The 21,802-nt window shown below is 58.1% G+C and carries 21 protein-coding genes; 17 read left to right on the top strand and 4 right to left on the bottom strand.

What is annotated here, in order from left to right:
* The 17 genes from murD to EKD05_RS08080 all read left to right on the top strand — a co-directional run bounded on the left by murD (position 1) and on the right by EKD05_RS08080 (position 17,047).
* The gene (gene murD / locus EKD05_RS08160; RefSeq protein ID WP_165360643.1) at positions 1-1,533 is read left to right on the top strand and encodes a UDP-N-acetylmuramoyl-L-alanine--D-glutamate ligase; all 1,533 of its coding nucleotides are present in this window, start codon (positions 1-3) and stop codon (positions 1,531-1,533) included.
* Between the two features lie 33 nt (positions 1,534-1,566).
* Positions 1,567-2,367 carry a rhomboid family intramembrane serine protease gene (locus EKD05_RS08155; protein ID WP_129671947.1) on the top strand — a complete coding sequence of 267 codons (801 nt, stop codon included), beginning with the start codon at positions 1,567-1,569 and terminating at the stop codon, positions 2,365-2,367.
* Between the two features lie 32 nt (positions 2,368-2,399).
* Positions 2,400-3,662: a putative lipid II flippase FtsW gene (ftsW, locus tag EKD05_RS08150; RefSeq protein WP_129671946.1), complete on the top strand. Its 1,263-nt coding sequence runs from the start codon at positions 2,400-2,402 to the stop codon at positions 3,660-3,662.
* The gene (locus tag EKD05_RS08145; RefSeq protein ID WP_129672035.1) at positions 3,559-4,761 is read left to right on the top strand and encodes a glycosyltransferase; all 1,203 of its coding nucleotides are present in this window, start codon (positions 3,559-3,561) and stop codon (positions 4,759-4,761) included. Before ftsW ends, EKD05_RS08145 begins: the two co-directional genes overlap by 104 nt.
* Positions 4,761-5,474: a hypothetical protein gene (locus EKD05_RS08140; protein WP_129671945.1), complete on the top strand. Its 714-nt coding sequence runs from the start codon at positions 4,761-4,763 to the stop codon at positions 5,472-5,474. The genes EKD05_RS08145 and EKD05_RS08140 overlap by 1 nt, the downstream gene beginning before the upstream one ends.
* Before the next feature lie 3 nt (positions 5,475-5,477).
* Positions 5,478-6,896 (top strand): UDP-N-acetylmuramate--L-alanine ligase, encoded by a 1,419-nt coding sequence (gene murC / locus EKD05_RS08135; RefSeq protein ID WP_129671944.1) that lies wholly within the window; start codon positions 5,478-5,480, stop codon positions 6,894-6,896.
* 15 nt (positions 6,897-6,911) lie between these two features.
* Positions 6,912-7,850: a UDP-N-acetylmuramate dehydrogenase gene (gene murB, locus EKD05_RS08130; RefSeq protein WP_129672034.1), complete on the top strand. Its 939-nt coding sequence runs from the start codon at positions 6,912-6,914 to the stop codon at positions 7,848-7,850.
* Positions 7,847-8,956 carry a D-alanine--D-alanine ligase family protein gene (locus EKD05_RS08125; RefSeq protein WP_129671943.1) on the top strand — a complete coding sequence of 370 codons (1,110 nt, stop codon included), beginning with the start codon at positions 7,847-7,849 and terminating at the stop codon, positions 8,954-8,956. Before murB ends, EKD05_RS08125 begins: the two co-directional genes overlap by 4 nt.
* A 5-nt stretch (positions 8,957-8,961) precedes the next feature.
* Positions 8,962-9,789 carry a cell division protein FtsQ/DivIB gene (locus EKD05_RS08120; RefSeq protein WP_129671942.1) on the top strand — a complete coding sequence of 276 codons (828 nt, stop codon included), beginning with the start codon at positions 8,962-8,964 and terminating at the stop codon, positions 9,787-9,789.
* A gap of 131 nt (positions 9,790-9,920) precedes the next feature.
* Positions 9,921-11,171 (top strand): cell division protein FtsA, encoded by a 1,251-nt coding sequence (gene ftsA / locus EKD05_RS08115; protein WP_129671941.1) that lies wholly within the window; start codon positions 9,921-9,923, stop codon positions 11,169-11,171.
* A gap of 26 nt (positions 11,172-11,197) precedes the next feature.
* The gene (gene ftsZ, locus EKD05_RS08110) at positions 11,198-12,364 is read left to right on the top strand and encodes a cell division protein FtsZ (protein ID WP_129671940.1); all 1,167 of its coding nucleotides are present in this window, start codon (positions 11,198-11,200) and stop codon (positions 12,362-12,364) included.
* Positions 12,365-12,561: 197 nt separating this feature from the next.
* Positions 12,562-13,707 carry a tRNA 2-thiouridine(34) synthase MnmA gene (mnmA, locus tag EKD05_RS08105; protein ID WP_129671939.1) on the top strand — a complete coding sequence of 382 codons (1,146 nt, stop codon included), beginning with the start codon at positions 12,562-12,564 and terminating at the stop codon, positions 13,705-13,707.
* Positions 13,704-13,961, top strand: coding sequence for a hypothetical protein (locus EKD05_RS08100; RefSeq protein WP_129671938.1), 258 nt, complete (start codon positions 13,704-13,706; stop codon positions 13,959-13,961). The genes mnmA and EKD05_RS08100 overlap by 4 nt, the downstream gene beginning before the upstream one ends.
* A 95-nt stretch (positions 13,962-14,056) precedes the next feature.
* On the top strand, positions 14,057-14,557 hold the full coding sequence (locus EKD05_RS08095; RefSeq protein WP_129671937.1) for a hypothetical protein: 501 nt from the start codon (positions 14,057-14,059) through the stop codon (positions 14,555-14,557).
* A gap of 85 nt (positions 14,558-14,642) precedes the next feature.
* The gene (locus EKD05_RS08090; RefSeq protein ID WP_129671936.1) at positions 14,643-15,566 is read left to right on the top strand and encodes a DUF1385 domain-containing protein; all 924 of its coding nucleotides are present in this window, start codon (positions 14,643-14,645) and stop codon (positions 15,564-15,566) included.
* A gap of 86 nt (positions 15,567-15,652) precedes the next feature.
* Positions 15,653-16,465 carry a DUF4388 domain-containing protein gene (locus EKD05_RS08085; RefSeq protein ID WP_129671935.1) on the top strand — a complete coding sequence of 271 codons (813 nt, stop codon included), beginning with the start codon at positions 15,653-15,655 and terminating at the stop codon, positions 16,463-16,465.
* Between the two features lie 48 nt (positions 16,466-16,513).
* A complete protein-coding gene (locus EKD05_RS08080; RefSeq protein WP_129671934.1) occupies positions 16,514-17,047 on the top strand; it encodes an ATP/GTP-binding protein in 534 nt (177 codons plus the stop codon).
* Between the two features lie 72 nt (positions 17,048-17,119).
* Here the strand turns inward: EKD05_RS08080 and EKD05_RS08075 are convergent, their stop codons facing one another.
* The 4 genes from EKD05_RS08075 to EKD05_RS08060 all read right to left on the bottom strand — a co-directional run bounded on the left by EKD05_RS08075 (position 17,120) and on the right by EKD05_RS08060 (position 21,642).
* Entirely contained in the window at positions 17,120-18,571 is a 1,452-nt protein-coding gene (locus EKD05_RS08075) for a hypothetical protein (protein WP_129671933.1), read from the bottom strand.
* 140 nt (positions 18,572-18,711) lie between these two features.
* Positions 18,712-19,674, bottom strand: coding sequence for a mevalonate kinase (mvk, locus tag EKD05_RS08070; RefSeq protein ID WP_205703891.1), 963 nt, complete (start codon positions 19,672-19,674; stop codon positions 18,712-18,714).
* Positions 19,671-21,215, bottom strand: coding sequence for a glutamine-hydrolyzing GMP synthase (gene guaA, locus EKD05_RS08065; RefSeq protein ID WP_129671932.1), 1,545 nt, complete (start codon positions 21,213-21,215; stop codon positions 19,671-19,673). Before guaA ends, mvk begins: the two co-directional genes overlap by 4 nt.
* A 37-nt stretch (positions 21,216-21,252) precedes the next feature.
* The gene (locus EKD05_RS08060; RefSeq protein ID WP_129671931.1) at positions 21,253-21,642 is read right to left on the bottom strand and encodes an isoamylase early set domain-containing protein; all 390 of its coding nucleotides are present in this window, start codon (positions 21,640-21,642) and stop codon (positions 21,253-21,255) included.
* Positions 21,643-21,802: the final 160 nt, after the last annotated feature.

Raw genomic sequence — 21,802 nt, 5'->3', positions numbered from 1 at the left:
ATGCAATGGTCAGATAAACATGTGTTGGTGATGGGGTTGGGGGTTCACGGTGGCGGGCTTGGCGTGGCACGCTGGTTGCTTGCCCAGGGTGCACAGGTTACCGTGACCGATCTCGCCGAACGCGAACTGCTCGCTGGCTCACTTGAGGCGCTTGATGCGGCAGCCTCAGCGCTAGGAACTAGCGTCCACTATACGCTTGGCCGTCACGAGGAGGCCGACCTCGCGGCGGCTGATCTGGTGGTTGTCAATCCAGCGGTGCGGCCTGACTCGCCCTGGCTCGCTCGGGCTGCCGAACTCGGGGTACCGGTCGAGACCGAAATGACGATCTTTTTGCGTACCTACCGCGGGCCGGTGCTGGGCGTTACCGGCACCAAAGGCAAGACGACCACGGCACTGATGATGACCGCCATGCTGCGCGAACGCTACCCTGCCACCCTTGCGGCAGGCAATCTGCGGGTCTCGGCCCTGGAAGCGATCGAGCACCTGCCCGAAGGCACGCCGGTCGTGCTCGAATTGTCGAGTTTCCAACTCGAGCGGATGGGGGCAGTCGGGCTGAGTCCCCAGTATAGCCTGCTCACCAATTTCTCGGGCGATCACCTCAACTGGCATGGCACCCTTGAGGCGTACGCAGCGGCCAAGCGTCAAATCTACTGGCACCAACAGGCTGATGGAGCCGTCGTGTTGAATGGGGCCGATGACGGTTCGGTCGACTACTATACGCTCTTTGATGAACAGGGCGCACGGCGCGGTGGTCAGGCTATCTGGGTTGGGGCGGGGCCACACTGGTCACGCGTACGCAGTCATTACCCGCAACCATCTGTTCGTGATGTCTCAACCCGCGTTGAGCTACGGCACGACGAGGTGATCTGGTATGACCCCGGGGGCAGGAGCGGCCCGGCCACCCCGGTTGAGGGCGAACTTCTCTTCCGGCGCTCTGATCTACGGGTACCGGGCTGGCACAATCTCGCCAATGCCATGCAGGCAGCGGCCCTGGCTCGCGCCTTTGGCCTCGCTAGCGCCGCCATCCAGCACGCTCTCCAGCATTTTACTGGTGTTGAACATCGCCTCGAACTGGTACGTGAGCTTGACGGCGTACATTATGTCAATGACACCACAGCAACCAATCCGGCGGCAACCATTGCAGCCCTAGAGGCATTGACAACGCCGCTGGTACTGATTGCCGGGGGTGCCGACAAAGCCCTAGAGTTTACCAGCCTGGGGGCGGCGATTGCGCAGCGGGTCAAGGCCCTGATCTTGCTCGAAGGGACAGCGACCACACGACTCGCTGGCACCGTGGCCCTTCACCGTCGCGACCTGCCCGTTAACGGCCCATTCCTCGATCTCGGCACAGCGCTAAACAGGGCACGCGAAGTTGCCGAACCAGGTGATACGGTGCTGCTTTCGCCGGGATGTGCGAGTTTTGGCATGTTTCGGAACGAATTCCACCGGGGCGACATGTTTCGACAGCACGTGGCCGCGCTGACGTCACAGCAAGAAGCTGATCCGCCTGAACAGACCCGAGCAGACGCATAACTACTTATGAAACTTGAGCACGACAGGAACGGCATGATTGACAGGATTGGCCTGCACCAGTTGCACAACGACCCTTCGCCCTCACCACCTCCCGATGCGTCATCAGGCCAGATGACCGATACGGGATCAGGTGAACGCCCCAGAGTGATTGCCGTCTGGATTATTCTGGCGGCGATTATTGTGAGCTATATCCTGAGTAGTCTGTTGAGTGGCAGCCTGTTTCAACCAAGTTTACGGGCACTCTTGGTGCTCGGGGCCAAAGAGAATAGCTTGATTGACCAGGGCCAGTACTGGCGGCTCTTGACCGCGACCTTTCTCCATGGCAACCTTGTCCATATCTTTTTCAACAGTTTCGCCCTCTATGCCCTCGGGCCCGAGAGTGAGCGCATCTATGGCACCGCACGCTTTCTCGCGCTCTATTTCATTGCGGGCATCGGAGGAAGCGTCGCCTCGTACCTAATGTCACCCGTGCCATCAGTCGGGGCAAGTGGGGCTATCTTCGGGTTGATCGGTGGGCTTGGGATCTTCTTCTACCTCAACCGTCAGATTCTGGGTGCCTGGGGGCGCGCACAGGTGCAGAGTATGGCGGCCATTGCCGGCATCAACCTCGTGATTGGCTTTTCGGCACCAGGTGTGATTGACAACTGGGGCCATCTGGGAGGCCTGATGGCTGGCCTTGCCGTCGGGTTTGCCCTCGCACCACGTCTGACGGTCAATCAGACCTGGTTTCCGCCAACGCTTGTGCGTCAGTTTGAAAGCTGGGGCTGGGGCATGGCCGTTGCCGTCTTTGCCGTGTTGAGTGCCCTAGCTGTCGTCCTTCCCGGAGCCAGTTAAAGCCAGGGAAGGTTTGAGAAAGGAAAAAGCGCGTGACCGATCGCAGCACAAAGCCGGACTATGTCCTCTTGGCGACCGTCGGCTCGCTGGTAGCCTTCGGTCTCGTGATGGTCTATAGTGCCAGCTTCATCGAGGCGTTTGTCATCCACAAAAACCAGTATTTCTACCTCTTACGACAGTTGGTCGGGGCAGTCATCGGGACGGTGGGCTTGCTCATCGTGATGCGGATCGACTATAAAGTCTGGCGGAAATACTCGGTTCACATCATGGGGATCTGCCTGCTCTTGCTCTTCCTGGTGCTGATTTTGCCGGCTTCGATGGCCGAAGTCAACGGATCACGTTCGTGGATCCGCTTTGGCGAAGGAGGGGTCTTCGGTCTCTTTAGCATTCAGCCAGCCGAACTCGCGAAACTAGCCATCATCATCTACTTTGCCGACTGGCTCTCTCGCCGGGGGGAGCATGTCGGCAACGTAACCTATGGTCTCATCCCATTCAGTGTCATGCTCGGGCTTGTCTGTGGCCTAGTGATGCTTCAACCTGACCTGGGTACGGCGGTTATTCTGGTACTGATTGGCGGCGCAGTCTATTTTGCTGCGGGGGCCAATCTCTGGCACCTGGCGGGAGCCATCGGAACAGGAGTTCTAGCCTTCTGGATGTTGGTAGGTGTGATGGGCATACGCAATTACCGCATTCTGGCCTATCTGGATCCGTGGAAATACTACGACTCGTTCGGGTTTCAGCCGATCCACGCGATGTACGCGCTAGGCAACGGCGGCATCTTTGGGCTCGGCCTGGGCCAGGGACGACAGAAGTTTCAGTGGTTGCCCCAAGCCCACACCGACACAATTTTTGCCATTATCGGCGAAGAACTGGGGCTGATTGGCACGACGGCCATTCTGATCGCCTTTGCGATGATTGCGTACCGAGGCTATCGCATTGCTGGGCGTGCCCCTGATCCATTTGCCGCCCTGGTAGCCGTAGGCATTACCAGTTGGATCGTTATTCAAGCGATGGTCAACCTTGGCGTCACCACATCGCTCTTGCCCTTTACCGGATTGACCTTACCGTTTCTTTCGTATGGCAGTACGTCGCTTTACACAACCATGATCGGCGTAGGCATTTTGCTCAACATTTCCAAACATATGGTTGCACGACAGGCTCAGGAGAGTAGTGATGGCCCGTTCACCCGCCGTGGCTCCGCCTTGCGCTTCCTCGACCATCTTACTGTGTGGCGGGGGAACGGGCGGGCACGTCTATCCGGCGCTAGCAGTAGCCGTAGCGCTCGACGACGGTAAAAAAACCGTCAACCCCGGGCAAGCCCCTGTCTCGCTCGTCTATGTGGGAAGCGAAGGTGGTATGGAGGAGCGTATTGTCGCACGAGAAAGTCAATTACCGTTTCGGGCCTTGCCCGCCGCAGCGCTACGCGGGCGCAACCCGGTGGCGCTGATGCGTGGGCTAGCCACAATGGTAGCAGGCACCCGCATGGCCCGGCGGTTGCTCACCGCGCTTCAGCCACGTGCGATCCTGGGGACAGGAGGGTATGTCTGTGTACCGCTCTTTCTTGCTGCACGCAGCAAGGGGGTACCAACGATGATTTACCTGCCCGATGTGGTGCCTGGTCTGGCGGTAAAGATGCTGTCACGTATCGCGACGCTCACCGCTGTCAACGTCGAAGATGCCCTGCCGCGGCTTGGGTTGCAGCGCAACGACGCACGCGCACTCGTGACTGGCTACCCTGTCCGTAGCGAATTATTTGGGCAAGATCGGCCCACCTGCGTCAGCCGCTTTGCACTTGATCCAGCGCTGCCCGTCGTGTTAGTCTATGGAGGAAGCCGCGGCGCACGGAGCATTAACCGGGCGATTGCAGCGCTCTTGCGAGCACTGCTCGAACGGTGCCAGCTGATCCATGTCTGCGGGCGCGAAGGCGATGAAGCATGGCTGAAAGAGGCTGCGGCGGCCTTGCCTGAAACCCTGCAAGCCCGCTACCGTCTCTACCCTTATCTCGAAGCAAAGACCGATGGCGCATCCCAACCATCAATGACCGCAGCCTTTGGCGCGGCTGACCTGAGCATCTGTCGGAGTGGCGCGTCGACCCTGGCTGAACTGCCCGCAGCAGCCCTGCCAGCCATCCTTGTGCCGTATCCGTATGTGCATCAGGATGAGAATGCTGATTACCTGGTGGAGCGTGGTGCGGCGGTCAAAGTGGCTGATGCAGCCTTGCTGGGGTCGCATCAACCAGAAGCGGGGCCACTCTTTGCTGCTATCACCCGGCTGTTAGACAACCCACTTGAACGTCAACGTATGGTCGAGCAGAGTCGGGCTCTGGCTCGTCCAGATGCGGCACGCCACCTGGCTGAAGCAGTGCTCAGCCTGGCCGCAAGGAGTTGTAGCTGATGAGTAACGCGACGGCTGCACACCCGCTCTTGTTTGAAATTTCACTGCTCCCTCTCGCCCAGACGACCTTTCAGGTCGATCTGGATAGTGCGCGTCTCCTGTTGATCCTGCTCGCCTTGGGGGGGTACTGGGGGTTTCAGCAGGGCTTTCGGAATATGATTACGATCGCCCTGTGGACGATTATTGCCTATCTCACAACGGTGCAGGGTGGCAATATTGTGGTTGAAATTCTCAACCGTTTCTGGGTCAACGGACCACGACTCGCCGCTTTTGCCCTGGGACGTCCGGTGAGCGAGGCTCCGGCGCTGGATCCCCTGATCGCGACCGATTTTCAGGTTCCGCTCTTTTTTCGCATGGTGATGTTTGCGGTGCTTGTCCTGCTCGGTTTTTTCTTTGATCGCTCGGCAACCTGGCGCGGGGCACCAAAAGAGCCACTGGCCAAGCCACTCGGTTTTTTTGCCGGGGTGCTTGTGCTGCAACTGTGGGCCAACGCGGCAGTTGTGTTCTGGGAAACCTTTCAGGAGCAGGGAGGAACGTTTGGTGGACCGCTGGCCCAGGTGCTCAATACGTTACCCAATGTCAGCAACTTTTTGACTTCGCTGATTGTCATCTTTTTCCTGGTACTCATGGTGTTGATTGTCTTCAATTTCCCGAAAGTCTGGAAGGGCGATGCGGGCGGCGGCGGCGGCGGCGGCGGCGGCGGGAAGAGATAGCATATGCATTATCATCTGGTAGGAATTGCGGGGACAGGCTTCAGTGCCATTGCCAATCTATTGCTCGATCAGGGTCACACGGTGAGTGGCTCGGATCGCGTTGCCAATCGTCAGACAGCGGCGCTGATCGAACGAGGCGCGACAATCTACCTGGGCCATAGCCCGGCATATGTGCGAGGGGTCGATGCACTTGTGGCAACCGCAGCCGTGACGGCTGACCATTGTGAGCTTGAGGCGGCACGGGCAGCGGGCATTCCCGTGTTGAGCCGGGCTGACTTGTGGCGCGACTGGTCGGCCCAACGGCGTGTGATCGCCATCGCCGGGACGCACGGCAAAACAACGACGAGTGCCATGGTCGCCGTAGCCCTCAGAGCCGCCGGGGTGCCTGCGGGGTATCTGATCGGGGCGGAAGTGCCTGAGCTTGGCGGCAATGCAGCGTGGGGCGACCCTGAAACCCCTCTGGTGATCGAAGCCGATGAGTATGCCCAGGTGTTTCTCGCACTGAGCCCGGACGTGGCCGTGATCACGAACGTCGAATGGGATCACCCCGACTGTTACCCCGATGCCTCCGCCTATCACGAGACTTTTGCTCAGTTTGCGGCGGCGGTCGCCAAACCGCAGCGCGTCATTCTCTGTGGTGATGATCAGGGGGCGATGAGCCTCGGGTTGCACGAAGCCGCGCTGTATGGCATCGAAGAACGGCTCGCAACTGATCCAGTCTCGTGTCGCCTAGCCCCCTTTGATTGGACCGCAAGCGGGGTACAGACAAAGCAAGGCGGCGGCGTCACGTTTGATCTTTGGCGCTACGATCGACGCCGCATGGCCCAGCGACGCCTCGGCACCCAGAACTTGCGGCTTTCGGGGGTGCATAATGTGCGCAATGCCCTGGCTGCACTGGCAGTTGTTGCCATGCTCGAGGGCGATCTAGCGGCAGCATCGGCTGCGCTCGCGAACTTTGGTGGTGCGCTGCGCCGGTTTGAGCAGAAGGGTGAAGCGTGCGGTGTCCTGGTGATTGACGATTATGCCCACCATCCCACGGCAGTAGAGGCCACGCTATCCACAGCGCGGGCTGCCTATCCGGGACGACGCCTGATCGCCTATCTGCAGCCACACACGTTTAGCCGCACAACAGCGCTGAGCAGTGTGTGGACAACAGCATGTGCGGCAGCTGATATCGTCCTGGTGGGCGATGTCTATGCGGCACGTGAAGCTGGTGACGCGACCGCTGCGTCACAAGCACTGGCAGCACAGATGGCCGCAACAGGCCTTGATGTGCGCCCGGTCGGTTCACTTGAACAGGCCCTTGAGCACCTCGGTGCGCTGGTACAGCCTGACGATCTGGTTGTGACAATGGGGGCTGGTGATAGTTCACTTCTCGGCATACGCCTGCTCGAAAGGTTACGCCACCAGGAAGTTGAGTAGGGGAACATGGGAACTATGCAGGTACCGTCGGGCGTACGTGAAGCTGAACCAATGCAACGTCACACTTCGTGGCGTACGGGTGGGCTTGCCCGTTTTTATGCCGAGCCAACCAGTATGCACGAGGCCCAGGCCCTGGCAGCGTGGGCACATGAGATGGAGATGCCACTGATCTGGGTCGGACGCGGCACCAATCTGCTTGTCCGCGAGGCGGGCTTTGCCGGGTTGATCGCGACCTATCGTGGTCAGGCCTGGGAGCTTGAAGAAAAGCCTGATGACGATCTCGTTCATCTGCGGATCGAGGCTGGAGCAACGATGACGAGCCTAGTACGCCGCGTTGCCGCGTTGGGTCTGGCCGGGCTCGAATGGGCGGAAGGCTTACCTGGCACCGTGGGTGGGGCCGTGGTTGGCAATGCCGGGTGTTATGGCGGTGATATGGCCGGGTGTCTGGTCAGCGCGGAAGTGCTCGGCAAAGCGCTTGAGGTCTGGCCGGTTGAGCAGATGGGCTACGGCTACCGAACGAGTGTCTTGAAGCGCGGCGAGGCGACAAGCGATGCGGTAAGCCGCACCCAGGCCGAACTTGGTTCACATGAGTGGTGGCCGCAGCCTCCACTGGTGGTAGCCGCAACGTTTCGCCTCTTGCGGAGTGATCCGGCTTCACTGCACAGCCGCATGGCCTCCATCGCGATGCAGCGCAAGGCACGCACGCCAGCGGGCAGTTCTTGTGGCAGTGTCTTCAAGAACCCGCCTGGCGATAGTGCCGGTCGCCTGATTGAACAGGTCGGACTGAAAGGCTTTATGCTTGGGGGGGCCATTGTCAGCCCGCTGCACGCCAACTATATCATCAACACCGGTAAAGCGACCGCGACCGACATTCTCAACCTGATTCGCCATGTGCAACAAGAGGTTGAACAACAGACCGGGATCATGCTCGAACTGGAGGTACGGATCATATGAAGACGCGACGAACGGTAGCCGTGCTCTTTGGCGGTCAGAGTGGCGAGCATGAAGTATCACTGGTCTCGGCCCATGCCGTGATGAAGGCGCTCGACCGGGAGAAATACGACGTGTTGTCAATTGGCATCGGCAAAGACGGGCGCTGGCTTTCCGGGCCGGGGGTGCTCGCCGCGCTGGTCGCGGAAGCTAATCCCATTATGTTACCGACGAGTTTTACGAATGCACAAGAGAGCGAAGTAACGCCAGGGCCAGTTGCGCACCTGACCTCAATGATCCCGGATACCGGGAGGCCGAGTGTGGCGCGCCTCTTGCCGCCAGGGATTGATGTAGTCTTTCCAGTCTTGCACGGGCCAAAAGGCGAAGACGGCACCATTCAGGGCTTGCTGGAACTGGCGGCCTTGCCCTATGTCGGTTGTGGCGTGGCCGCAAGTGCCGTCGGGATGGACAAAGCCTTGATGAAAGCCGCGTTTGCCGCTGCTGACTTGCCTTTGCTGCCTTGGTTACTAGTACGGCGGCGTGACTTCGCACGTGCGCCGAGCGAAGTCTGCGAGCGCATTGAAGCCGCGCTGCACTATCCGGTCTTTGTCAAACCGGCCAATATGGGCAGTAGTGTCGGAGTGAGCAAAGCAACGAACCGGGCAAGTCTACGAACGGCGCTGGCCGAAGCAGGGCGCTATGACCGACGCATCGTGGTGGAACAAGGGATTGCCGCCCGCGAAATCGAGGTAAGTATTCTTGGGAACGAAGACCCGCTTGCCAGCACGCCAGGTGAAATTGTCCCTTCAGGCGAGTGGTACGACTACGAGGCCAAATATATTGATGATGCGTCCAAAACGTATATCCCGGCCCCCATCGACCATGCCGAGACGGCACGGGTTCAAGAACTGGCCATCAAAGCCTTTCAGGCGCTTGACGGTGCGGGGTTGGCACGGGTCGACTTCTTGCTCGATAAGCAGAGCGGCGAATTATGGTTGAACGAAGTCAATACGATGCCAGGTTTTACCCCGATCAGTATGTACGCCAAAATGTGGTCGGCGGATGGGCTAGCGTATCCAACCTTGCTTGACCGGCTGATTGAACTGGCGTTAAGCCGGACAAAGGAGTAGCCTTTATGTCGCGAGAGATGGCAACCCGACGTCGTCGTCCCGCTCAACCGGTGCCAGGCCAGCAGGCTACACCGGGGCCGTGGCGTTCGTTACTCACCTGGGTAACGAGCGGGCGCATCGTGGGACTGCTGCTCTTCGTGGCTGCGACCGGGGGGCTCGGGTATGCCTTTACCGATGCCAGGTTCAGCGTGCAACAGATCAAGGTAGAAGGCTACCAAGCGCTTGACGCCGAAACGATTGCCGAACTGGCAGGTATTCGTGGGCATTCGATCTGGTTTGTTGACCAACAGGGTGCCCTGGCCCGCCTCAAAGAGAATGCCTATATCGCCTCGGCCTCACTGACGATAGCCCTTCCTGATCAGGCAACGATCCAGATCATCGAACGCCGCCCGGAAGTGCGCTGGCAAGCAGGCGGGGTCCAGTATCTGGTTGATGCGAGTGGCAAAGTGCTTGATGCTGCGCAGGAACCGGCAGAAAACGACGTTCTTGTCATTATTGACACATCGCATGCCCAACTGAGCCCGAATGAACATCTCGATCTTGATGCCATTCAACTCGCCCAGGTACTGGCCCTCCGGCTCCCCATTGAACTAGGCTTCACCCCGGCGCAGATCGGTTGGGATTATGGGTTGGGGGTGTATGTACGCACCACCATTGGGCAAACCATTGTCTTTGGGCAAAGCGAAGAGCTTGAGCGCAAGCTAGCGATCCTGACGTTGCTCCTCAATGAACAGACCGAATTTAGTTATCTTGATCTCCGTCCTGCAACACCATTTTACCAGTACCGCCCCGAGATGCTCCAAGCACCAGCAACGGGCGCACCAGAGCCATAGCATACGTGAAAGCGTCAGTTCATCTGGAATCCTGAGCGCACATATGAAACGAAGCGTTCGATTGGAAGGAAGTTACAACACCCTTTTTGCTGGTTGTTTGCGAGCCAACGAGCGAAAAGACAGAGGCATCTATGCAGCGAACCATTGTCGGAATTGATGTCGGCACAACCAAAGTCTGTACCATTGTGGCCCAGGTAGCCGATGGCGGGCGTCTGAATATTCTGGGTGTTGGCGTAATGCCCAGCAAAGGGCTCGACAAGGGTGTCGTGGTCAACATTGACGATGCCGTCAACGCGATCACGGCCAGTGTCGAGAAAGCCGAGCGGCTGAGTGGCTATCGGATTGGAACGGCTTTTGTCGGAGTCAGTGGGCGGCATATTTCGTCCCTCAACAGCCGGGGCGTCGTAGCCGTGCAGCGCCCCGATCACGAAATCACCCGCAACGATGTCGCACGGGCCGTTGAATCAGCCCAGGCGGTCGCGATCCCAACCCAGCGCGAGATTATTCATGTCATTCCGCGGGCGTATGTGCTGGATGGACACGAAGGGATTCGTGACCCGATCGGGATGAGTGGCTTCCGCCTTGAAGTGGAAACGCATATCGTTACCGGCGAAATGATGGCGATCCAAAACCTGATCAAGAGTGTTCAGCGAACCGGGGTTGAAATAGATGATCTCGTTTTGCAACCGCTGGCCTCGGGTGAAGCAGTGCTGACCGATGAAGACAAAGATCGTGGCGTCATGCTCGTTGACATTGGAGGAGGAACAACTGATGTTGCCATCTTTGTGCAGGGCGGGGTCTGGCATACCAGTGTCATTTCAGTTGGGGGCAATCATTTCACCAACGACCTGACCTATGTCTTGCACACGCCGCACAATACCGCTGAATATCTGAAGTTGCGCTATGGCAGTGCCATTGCCGGTGAAGCGCCCGCAGCGGGTGATGAACAGGATCAGATCGAGATCGAGACCTTGACGGTCGGCGAGCAGCAGAAAATTAGCCGCCACTTGCTCAATCAGATTCTTCAGGCCCGAGCCGAGCAGGTGGTGGAGTTGATATATAACGAGATCCGGCGGAGCGGCTACGAAGGAATGCTGCCAGCAGGGATTGTCTTGACCGGAGGTGCGGCCCAACTGGGCCAATTCGATGAACTGATGCGCGAAATGCTGGGCATGCCCGTCCGCATCGGGACACCAACCGACCTCAGTGGGCTCGCCGACTCACTCGACAGCCCCTCATATGCCACCGGGGTGGGTCTGTTACGCTGGGGCGCACGTCATGGGCTAGGGATGTTGGGTCCAACCCATCGTTCAGAAGAACGCCAGGGATGGGGCAATGTCTACGAGCGCTTCAAGGGTTGGATGCGGGAATTTCTACCATAAAGAATGCAATAATGGGGAGGGGAGCTATGGTTGATCGTACCAGTGGGGGCTTTAGCTACGAGGATTTTGCCCAGATCAAGGTCGTAGGCGTCGGTGGTGGTGGTTCGAATGCGATTGATCGGATGATTGCCGACGGCGTGCAGGGAGTTGAGTTCATGACGGTCAACACCGACGTCCAGGCGTTGATGCACTCGCTCGCCCCCGTGCGGATTCGGATTGGTGACAAATTGACCAGGGGTCTCGGGAGTGGTGGCAACCCAGTCATCGGGCAGAAAGCTGCGGAAGAGAACCAGGAAGATGTCTACGAGCAACTCAAAGGGGCCGATATGGTCTTTGTTGCGGCAGGCATGGGTGGTGGCACAGGAACGGGCGCATCGCCGATTATTGCGGGCATCGCCCACGATCTTGGGGCCTTGACGGTGGGTGTTGTGACGCGTCCATTTACCTTTGAGGGGAACCACCGGCGGAAGATCGGTGAAGCAGGGATTGACCAGTTGCGTCCAGTAGTTGACACGTTGATTGTCATCCCCAACGACCGCCTGTTGCAGACCGCGAGCAAGAATACCACCTTTACGCAGGCGTTCCAGATGGCCGACAATGTGCTGCGCCAGGGTATTCAGGGCATCAGCGACTTGATTACCCAGCGCGGGTTGATCAACGTCGACTTTGCCGACGTCAAGACCATCATGGCGCAGCAGGGTTCAGCGCTGATGGCAATGGGTTTTGGCAAAGGTGATAGCCGGATGGTTGATGCCGTCAATATGGCGATTGCCAGCCCGCTGCTTGAAGTCAGCATTGATGGGGCCAAAGGTGTGCTCTTCAATGTCACAGGTGGCGAAGATCTGGGCATTCTCGAGGTCTACGAGGCGGCAGACATTGTCGCCAAGCAAGTTGATCCCGAGGCCAATATCATTGTTGGTGCCGTCATCGATCCAGCCTACTCACCTGGCGAAGTGAAGGTCACGCTGATTGCAACCGGCTTTGATCTAAACAAGCCCAACGTACAGCGTACCCGTTCGTACCCTGGGGCCACAACGAATCCGAATGCGGCTCAGCAGCAGCCACAGCAGCGCCCGACCCAACCGGCCCCGGCCCAGCAGCAGCCACAACAGCCACGGGTGGCCCCCAACTTCACGAATAGTGAAGACCTGGATATTCCGCCCTTCCTGCGCAACCGCAACCGCAACCGCTAAGCGCATCACTCCCTCCCCAGAGTGATGCGTGGGGTACTGCGACGCACATGAACGTTAGGGCTGACGCCCTAACGTTCATGTACTTGTGTTGGCAAAAATGCGCACTACACCATATGAGAGGTGGGATTGCGCAGCAAAGCTGCGCAATCCCACCTCTCATGCATTCCTCATCGGGCAAGATTTGCTATAATATACGTATGGCAAAGATTATGGTTGCGATGAGTGGTGGCGTTGATAGCTCGCTGACGGCAGCGTTGCTCCACGAACAGGGCCACGAGATCGTCGGGGTGACGATGCATCTCTGGGATGGTGACGATGAGCGCATGGCCGAGAGTCTCTGTTGTTCCCAAGAGATGACCGAGAGTGCGCGGCGCGTCTGTGCTCAGCTTGGTGTGCCCTATTATGTCTTTAACTATCAGCGTGAATTTCGACGTCACGTGATTGATTATTTCGTGCAAGCGTACACTCAGGGTTATACACCAAACCCGTGTCTCGAGTGTAACCGCGAGATCAAGTTCCGAGCACTACTTGACCGTGCGCATACCCTTGGTTTTACGTATGTGGCAACAGGCCACTATGCACAGCGGGTTGAGGAACAGCTTCCCGATGGGAGGCTACGCTATACGCTTGCGCGAGCGGTTGATCGCGATAAAGACCAGTCGTATATGGTCTATATGCTTGGACAGCGCGATCTGGCGCACCTCTTCTTTCCGCTTGGTGAACTGACCAAAACCGAGGTTCGTGCAATGGCGACAGCACGCGGCCTGGCGAGCGCCGACCGCCCCGAGAGCCAGGATATCTGCTTTGTCCCCAATGGGGATTATCGCAATTTGTTGCGCGACGAGGTTCCCGAGCGACTGACCCCAGGGCCAATTGTTGATCTGATGGGGCGGGAAATAGGGCAACATCAGGGTTTGCCCCTCTATACAATTGGGCAACGGCGCGGCCTGGGCCTGGGAGGCGGGCAGTTGCTCTATGTGGTCGAACTGGATGTCGCCCGTAATGCGCTGGTCGTAGGCCCACCTGAAGCGATCCTGCGGGATCGGTTTCTGGTGGATCGGCTCAATTTTGTCACCGATGTGCCCCCAACCTCCCCGTTTACCTGTCAGGTGCAGGTACGGGCACACGCCGACCCGGCCCCGGCTGAGGTTGAACTGCTTGACGATGGACGGATGGAGGTACACTTGCAAGCACCCTTGAAGGCAATCACCCCTGGACAGGCAGCCGTCTGTTATGATGGCAACCGGGTCATTGGCGGGGGCCGCATTGTACGTGCGCTGAAAGAGCCTTGCCCCGCACGTCAGGCAGAACCCGACGACAACCAGGCCGTGAGTCTGGCATGACCGGATGGGCACCGGCCACCTTGCTGATCCTGTTGCTCGCCACGGCCTGCGCAGGTCTGGCGCATGTTTTGTTGGGGAAACGCTGGCGTCAGTTGCCTGTCTTCTGGTTGACCGCCTGTGTCGGATGTCTGCTTGCTTATGGCCTCGGGTGGCGCTTCCCTCTGGATCTGCCTACTCCAGCAGGTATACCTGTGCTTGAGGCAGTGCTGCTGGCATGGATCTTGCTGATAGTTGTTTCACGTCTGAGGGTGTGATATAATCCGCAGCATTGCCGTCCCTGAACACCGCATTGGAAAGCCGCCATAAAGATCCAGGCGTCCTGTTACGTCGCTGATAGCGGAGGAGCGCTGTGTTAAAGTGGGTAGGAATTGGCTTCGGAATAATCCTGCTGGCGTTGATCGCGCTGATTGTTGGTCTGGCCCTAGCCCCAGTAGAGATTCGCCAAGCATTCCGTGATATCTTCATTGTGTTGCTTGGCCTGTTCACCCTGGTTGGGGTGATTTTGATGATCGCAGTGCTGCTCGGTTTGTTCTATATCCTCAACCGGATCGACCGCCTTGCCCGTGGTACGCTCGTGCCAAAGGTTGATGAGTCGATCGTCAAACTGAATGAAGTGCTTGATAGTACCCGCACACTGGCGAATAATGTCCGCGACTCTTCGGCAACCGTGACGGGATCCACAACCTTCGTGGCCGAACGGGTGGTTTCACCTGTGATTCGCATTGCCAGTCTTGCCACGGGTGTCCGTGCTGCGGCAACCACCCTGGCACGACGTGGTGCGCCTGAGAGCATCGCCGAACAGATGGCGTCTCAGCAAAATGGTGACCTCAATGGCACAAAGGGCGGATAGAGCCGGATGACGAAGATGGCGGCGATGAAGCAGCACGGCGAATACCCAGCAGCGCGTGTGAGGGTAGGATTGTGGTACGTGGATCATGAGCGATAAGACATTTTCATATGGCGGTCAGGCAGTGCTCGAAGGGGTCATGATGCGCGGACGGCATCTCGCCAGTGTGGCCGTGCGACGTCCCGATGGCAGTCTGGCGCTGAAGCATATCCCCTTGCCCCCGTCTGCTAGCGCAGCCTGGATGCGGTGGCCGATTATCCGTGGGTTGGTGGGGCTGCGGAGTGCCTTTCTCGTTGGGAAAGAGGCGCTCGATTTCTCGGCAGCCGTGACGAGCGAAGAGCACGAAGACGATCTGTCGCCGGTGGTGCAATGGATCATCTTGCTGGTGGCGCTCACGGTGGGTATCGGGCTGTTTGTTGTCGGGCCATCGCTTATTGCAAATTACTTCGCCCAACGTGGTGCATCAGTTCTGGTACGTGAGATCATTGAAGGGCTGATCAATCTGACGCTCGTCATTTTGTACATTTATGCCATCAGTCGGCTCTCTGATATTCAACGCGTGTTTGGCTATCATGGGGCCGAACATAAAGTAATCAATGCGTACGAAGCCGGTGTGCCACTCACGGTAGAGGCAGTGCGCCCGTTCAGTCGGATTCATCCTCGCTGTGGGACAAGTTTCCTCGTAATTGCCGCCATCATCGGGTTTGTGATCTTTCTTGCCGTCAGTGGGTTACCGCTGTTGGCACGCATCGGGGCACGGATTGTGCTCATTCCCCTGGTTGCGGCAGTCGCGTTCGAAGTGATGCGTTTTGCGGCTGCACACTACCATCGGCCCTGGGTAAGTCGCCTGCTTATGCCAGCCCTCTCAACACAATATCTGACCACACGCGAACCTGATGATGCGATGGTTGCCACCGCGATTGCAGCCCTTTTGCCAGTTCTGGCTGCCGATGGGGTAACCGTCAATGAGACGCTTGAAGCCGAACAACCACTGGCCCAGGTGGTATATTGAACCCATGATAGGCCCCTTCTGGCTCACCTCGGTCGCCTGGAACCAGACCTCGTTTGCATCACGTAGCGGCTCCGGAGGGTAGTAGTATGGCACTGGTAGGCAACCTTCGCGATTTTGGCCTCTCTGATTTTCTCTATCTGGTTGATCGTGGCTATAAAACGGGCGGGCTCCATCTTGCCTATCAGCACGAGATGGCCTTGCTCTTTTTTGAACAGGGCAAGTTGCTGCTGGCCGTGCGGCGGCCCGAGGATGTCCAGGCGGCCTTGCTGGTGCGCCTGGGTGTGTTGAGTGCAGAAGAGTTAAACCGCGCCCGTTCAGGGCTTGCGATGAGTGCCGATGGAACCACGCTTACCCAGGTCATCGTGGAAGAACAACTGGTGCCCCGTGAACGCCTACAACGGGCTTTGCAGGCATTTACGGAAGAGGCCGTCTATGGGCTGTTTGCCTGGCCTGAAGGTGAGTTTCGCTTTGAACAAAACCAGCGGCCAGCGCACGATACGCCCGTCATTCCTATGCCTATCTCGGTCGATCACCTGATTATGGAGGGTGTACGGCGGATTGATGAATGGGGCCGCATTAAAGACCGCATTCCTTCGACCGATATGGTGGCACGTTTCCTCGAACAGCCACGTGAGCACCTCAAAGGCGTGAAGCTCTCAACGACCGAGTGGCGGCTCTTTGCACGGATCAATGGCCGTGAGACACTCGCTGAACTAGCGCAGAAGACGGGCATGAGTGACTTTGAAGTGTGCCGGATGGTCTACGGTTTTTTGACGACCGGTCTGGTCGAGGTGCAACGCAAACCCAGGCCCACAAGCCGGAGTCCTCAACCCGCAGAACCACCCAAAGTCAAAAAAAGTCTGGTCAACCGCATTATTCATCGCATTAAAGATATGTAAAACCCGATGTGCTTCAGCCAGGGCACAGCACCATAGCGGAGGGCTGGCGTGCAGACTGTAAAAATGGTTATTACCGGGGCCGTGAACGCAGGCAAAACTGAGTTCATCAGGTCAATCAGCGACATCGAAGTAGTCTCGACCGAACGCCGGGCGACTGATGATACCAAGATGATCAAACACGAGACCACGGTCGCGATGGATTTCGGGCGCATTGCGATTGCTGATGATTTGGTGTTGCACCTGTTTGGGACACCAGGGCAGAAGCGGTTTGATTTTATGTGGGAGATTCTGTCGGAGGGGATGCTGGGCCTTGTGATCCTGGTGGATAGTACCCGGCCCGAGACCTTTCGTGAGACGAATCGCATTATTGATTTTTTTGTTTCCTTTCGTGAGACACCGTTTGTGATCGCGGCCAACAAACAAGATCGGCCCAATGCCTGGGCACCCGATGAACTCCGCCTTGCCCTACGGCAGCCAGCCCATGTCAAAATTTTGCCGTGCGTGGCCTCGGATCGTGCAAGTGTCAAAAATATTTTGCTTGAGTTGCTCTATGTTATTCAAGAAAATAGTGAGGAAGCATAAGTCCCTCGGCGTGACCAGAGTTTGACTCTGGTCACGCCGAGGGACTATGCTTGATGGCGGCGAGCGTTACCGTTACCGCACAGGAACCCAGCGCACCTGATCAAACCAGGTGATGCCTCCATCGCTGGCGACGGCCCCAAGCTGGACATAGCCCTGATCACCAGCGGCAAAGGGGAATTGGCCCAGGTGAACCCAGCCAGTCTGCGAACGCTGGTTGACAACAATTTCGGTGACACCATCGCGGTGCCCGACAATATACGCTGCCGTTGTCGTTGCGGGCAAGCGTTGCGGGCAAACCGGGACATGCACAAAGAGGTCGTAGGCGGCCTCGATGGGCACATTGGGTTGCCATCGCACGACCGTTGCGTTCTCGGGGTTCGCCGTGGTGCGTGACCAGTACGCGTGCAGATTGGCCCCGCAGCGCATCGCACTCGCACTCAAGAGCGGCGTATTGCTCCAGAAATCGCCATCAAGTTCATCAACAAGATGCTCACTTGCCTCGGGATTGCGGAGGGGGCGGCCATTGGCTGGATCCTGCCCCATCCAGAGGAAGGTGACTTCCACTTCGGCCTGGTCGCCAACAATGCCGAGATCCTGGATCCATGCACCATCGCCGACATCAACGGCGGTGGGGAACCGCACATAACCCTTTTCGGCACGCCCGTTGTTGTAGCCATCATAGTAGGCGGCATGATCCATTGACCAACCCCACTGGAGATCGGGAAAGCCGGTACGCTGAGTCGCCCAGTAGTCATCACGAGTATTGTACGGACCAACATCGTAGACCGGCACGACGGTGCTGCGACCACGGTAAGTCAGGCGTACCTGATACTCATTGCCACCCCGACTCGAGAGCGCACTCCACGAAGGAAGCGAGACAAAGCGGGCATTGGGTGGAATGATATAGCCATTGGCGGTGCGGCCACCAACCATGCCCTGGCGCGTAGCCCGGACACGAAAAGTCGGGGCAACCGCATAGGGGTCAGCCGGAGTCGCCTCCACTGACGCCGCGCTACTCGTTAGCTCAAGCCGCACCTCGCGCACCACAGGCGCACTGAACTGGTTGCCGGTGAGAGTCAGGCGATACTGTGCATATTTGATCGGCTGGCGAAAATCAATGACGTCACCAGAGGAAAGATCCACCACCCAGGGCTGCCAGCGCTGCCCATCGAGACTGCCGCGCACATCAACACGAACGGCAGATCCAGACGGACTCTGAGCCGCATAGGTGAGTTGCAGACGGGTCACAGGTTGGGCAAAGAAGAGTTGTTCAGATGTGAGGGTACCGTACCGGTCAACGTCGGACAAAACGGCAGGTGAAGGGAGCGCCATGTCAACAAGGGTGACTGAACCGTCTCCCTGGCTCAGCACTCCATCGAACTGAGCAAGGCCGACGGCGGTCTGGTGCGGTCTGGCACCCGTCGATCCTTGGGCCTGGGTGAGGGTTGCGGAACCAAAGAAGACCATGATCAAGAGAGCCCAGGCAAAGCGTAACCACAGCGTGGGGGTTCGTGTTGATCGCAATAAGACCTCCTGTTCTACGTTCATGGTAGAAGTCACGAACAAGGTGACAACGTTCAATTATACCACACGTTGCAAAAAGGTTGGCAGAAGCTGTGCTTAGGTTTTAACGCAGAGACGCAGAGACGCGAAGATGTGGGGCTTTAGGTTGAGGCCACGGTGGTTGCGATAACCCTGGCCGCACCGGCCTGGTGGAGGGCCTGGGCAACCGTTGAACGCTGGTCAGGCGTAACGAGGGCGAACATAACCCCACCCCAACCTGCACCTGAGAGTTTGGCCCCGAGGGCACCGGCCTGGCGTGCAGCGGCAACAAGATGGTGCAGCTCGGGTGAAGAGACGCCGATTTCTTCGAGAAGCGCCTGATTTTCGTTGAACAGCGCACCAAGAAACTGCTGGTTACCATCGGCGAGGGCCGTGCGCACCCGATGGACAACCTGGCCAATGGCGGCAAAGAGAGCCTCATAGCGTGGGGGATCAGCCTGCCAAGCTTCGCGCACTGCACCGACAGGCAAGCGGGTCATGCTCCGCACACCCGTATCACCGATCACAAGGTGGAGCGGGGCTTTGATCACCACCGGCTCAATCGTCGCCGTGAAGGTCTGCGCACCGGGGATAACGTGGCGCACATACCAGATAGCCTGCTCGTGCGCAACCACCGTATTATCAATACCACTGGGCGTACCGTGGAACCGACGCTCACTGGCATAGACAAGCTCGGCGATCTGGGTCGGGGGGAGTTCCTGGTCAAACCATGCGGCCAGGGCACGGACGAGCGCCGTACCAATCGCAGCACCACTGCCCATACCGCTGGCGAGCGGAATCTCGGCATGCAGCCTCAGCACCAGATCAGCCTGCGTAACACCGAAGAAAGCGAGGACAGCCAAAGCCAACTCGCTAAGCGGATGCTCAGGCTTGACGTGAGCATACCAGGCCTCGCCAAGATCAGGTGCCACAAAAGAGAGCCCAGAACCGGGGGTACCAGCAGAGACCTCGGCATAGGCACGCAGATCGCCAAGGGGTACAGCCAGCGCGGGTTGACCATAGACAACCGCGTGCTCACCGCAGAGAATCAGCTTGGATGGAGCAGACTGGATCAGCGCACTCATTCCCATTCAATCGTAGCAGGCGGTTTTGACGAGAGATCATAGACAACCCGATTGACTCCAGGAACCTCATTGACAATACGGCTACTGATCGTCGCGAGCAATTCGTGCGGCAAACGGGCCCAATCGGCGGTCATATAATCTTCGGTCGTAATCGCACGCAGGGCAATCGTATCGGCGTAGGTACGTTCATCACCCATCACCCCGACACTCTGGACAGGCAAAAGCACCGCAAACGCCTGCTGGGTCGCCCGATAGAGACCAGCGGCGCGCAACTCGGCCAGAAAGATCGCATCGGCCTGGCGCAGCGTCTCGAGGCGGGCAAAAGAGACCGGCCCGATGACCCGCACCGCAAGACCAGGCCCGGGGAACGGATGGCGCCAGACCCAATCTTCAGGCAAACCGAGTTCGAGGCCAGCCGCACGCACCTCATCCTTAAAGAGATAGCGCAGAGGCTCGACCAATTTCATCTTCATATCAGCGGGCAAACCACCGACATTATGGTGCGTCTTGATCGTCACGCCCTTGATACGATCGGGGGCACGCGACTCGATCACATCGGGATAGAGCGTTCCCTGGGCAAGAAACCGTACTTCACCGAGGCTACGAGCCTCGCGTTCAAAGATACGAATAAACTTCTCGCCAATAATTTTGCGTTTGCGTTCAGGATCGGCGGCGCCCTCGAGGGCAGCGAGAAACTCCTCACGGGCATCCACAGCGATAAGGGGCACCTGCACATGCTCACGGAACGTTGCAATAACCTGTTCAGCCTCACCCAGGCGCAAGAGGCCATTATCAACAAAGATACAGGTCAAGCGTTCACCGATGGCACGATGGATAAGCAACGCAGCGACAGCCGAGTCAACCCCACCCGAGAGGGCACAGATCACACGTTCAGCGGGGCCAACCTGCTGACGTACCCGTTCAACCGCCTCGGCGACAAACGCGGTGGGGCGCCACGAGGCTTCGGCACCACAGATATGAAAGAGGAAATTACCGAGCAACGCCTGACCGTGGGTCGTATGGACAACCTCGGGATGGAACTGAACCCCATACCAACGACGGGCATCATCACCCATTGCCGCAAAAGGCGTCGCAGGATTCGCAGCGAGCGCACGAAACCCGGGGGGCAGGGCCTCGATTCTATCCCCGTGACTCATCCAGACCGGCTGTTCAGCGGGGAGGCCAGCAAACAGAGGATGCTCCTCGTTGCGGGTAATCATCGCGGGGCCATACTCACGTGCATCGGGGCGTTGGACTATGCCACCGAGGGTATAACTCATCAACTGCATGCCATAACAGACCCCAAGGGCAGGCAAGCCCGAGGCAGGCAACCAGGCGGGCAGCGACGGCGCATCAGGCGCATAGACACTAGCGGGGCCACCAGAGAGCACCACCCCGATAGGATTGAGGGCACGCACCTGTGTTTCGGACGCATCGTGGGGCAACAACTCGCTGTAGACGCCCAATTCGCGGAGGCGTCGCACAATCAACTGGGCTGTCTGCGAACCAAAATCGAGGACAGGGACACTCTGATTTGACATGGTTTTGAGAAAAGAGGCAAAGGCCCCAGAGGGGGCCTTAACCAGATGAAATCAAGCGCAACTGCGGACGCACAAAGGTGAGCACAACGTCATTGGAAGAAGCCTTTTTGCCCTCAGGCTGCGGAGTTAGAAAATCCGGCGTAATCACCACAGAATTATCGCCACCAAAACGATTCGGCACATACGCATCAGCGTTCCAGTCGTTATGCCACTCAACCCGATTGACGAGGTAGCGATACTGATACGAACGACCTGCTTCAAGCTCAAGCGTCGCTATCCAGCCATTTTCGGTCAAGCGAAGCGGCGTTGCCTGCTCATCCCAACGGTTGAAGTCACCAACGACATAGATTGTATCAGCCCAAATCGAGGCAGGCACCACAAACGTAACCAGCACACCTCCATGACGACCCGGTCGCTTGGTAATCATGCGCTAACTCCTTTGTTGCGCTGCACCAACGTCGCTGTTGGCACATGTCGATGGGATTATAGCATACTCCTGGGGGCTGCGCCCCTCACCAGGTGTCACTTTTTTATGGTGTCAAACGTACACAAACCAGAATACCGGCAGCGGACGATCGAAGGTGCGC

This window comes from Candidatus Chloroploca sp. Khr17 (assembly GCF_004138165.1).
Taxonomy (GTDB): Bacteria; Chloroflexota; Chloroflexia; order Chloroflexales; family Chloroflexaceae; genus Chloroploca.
This window is presented reverse-complemented; position numbering and strand designations above follow the sequence as displayed.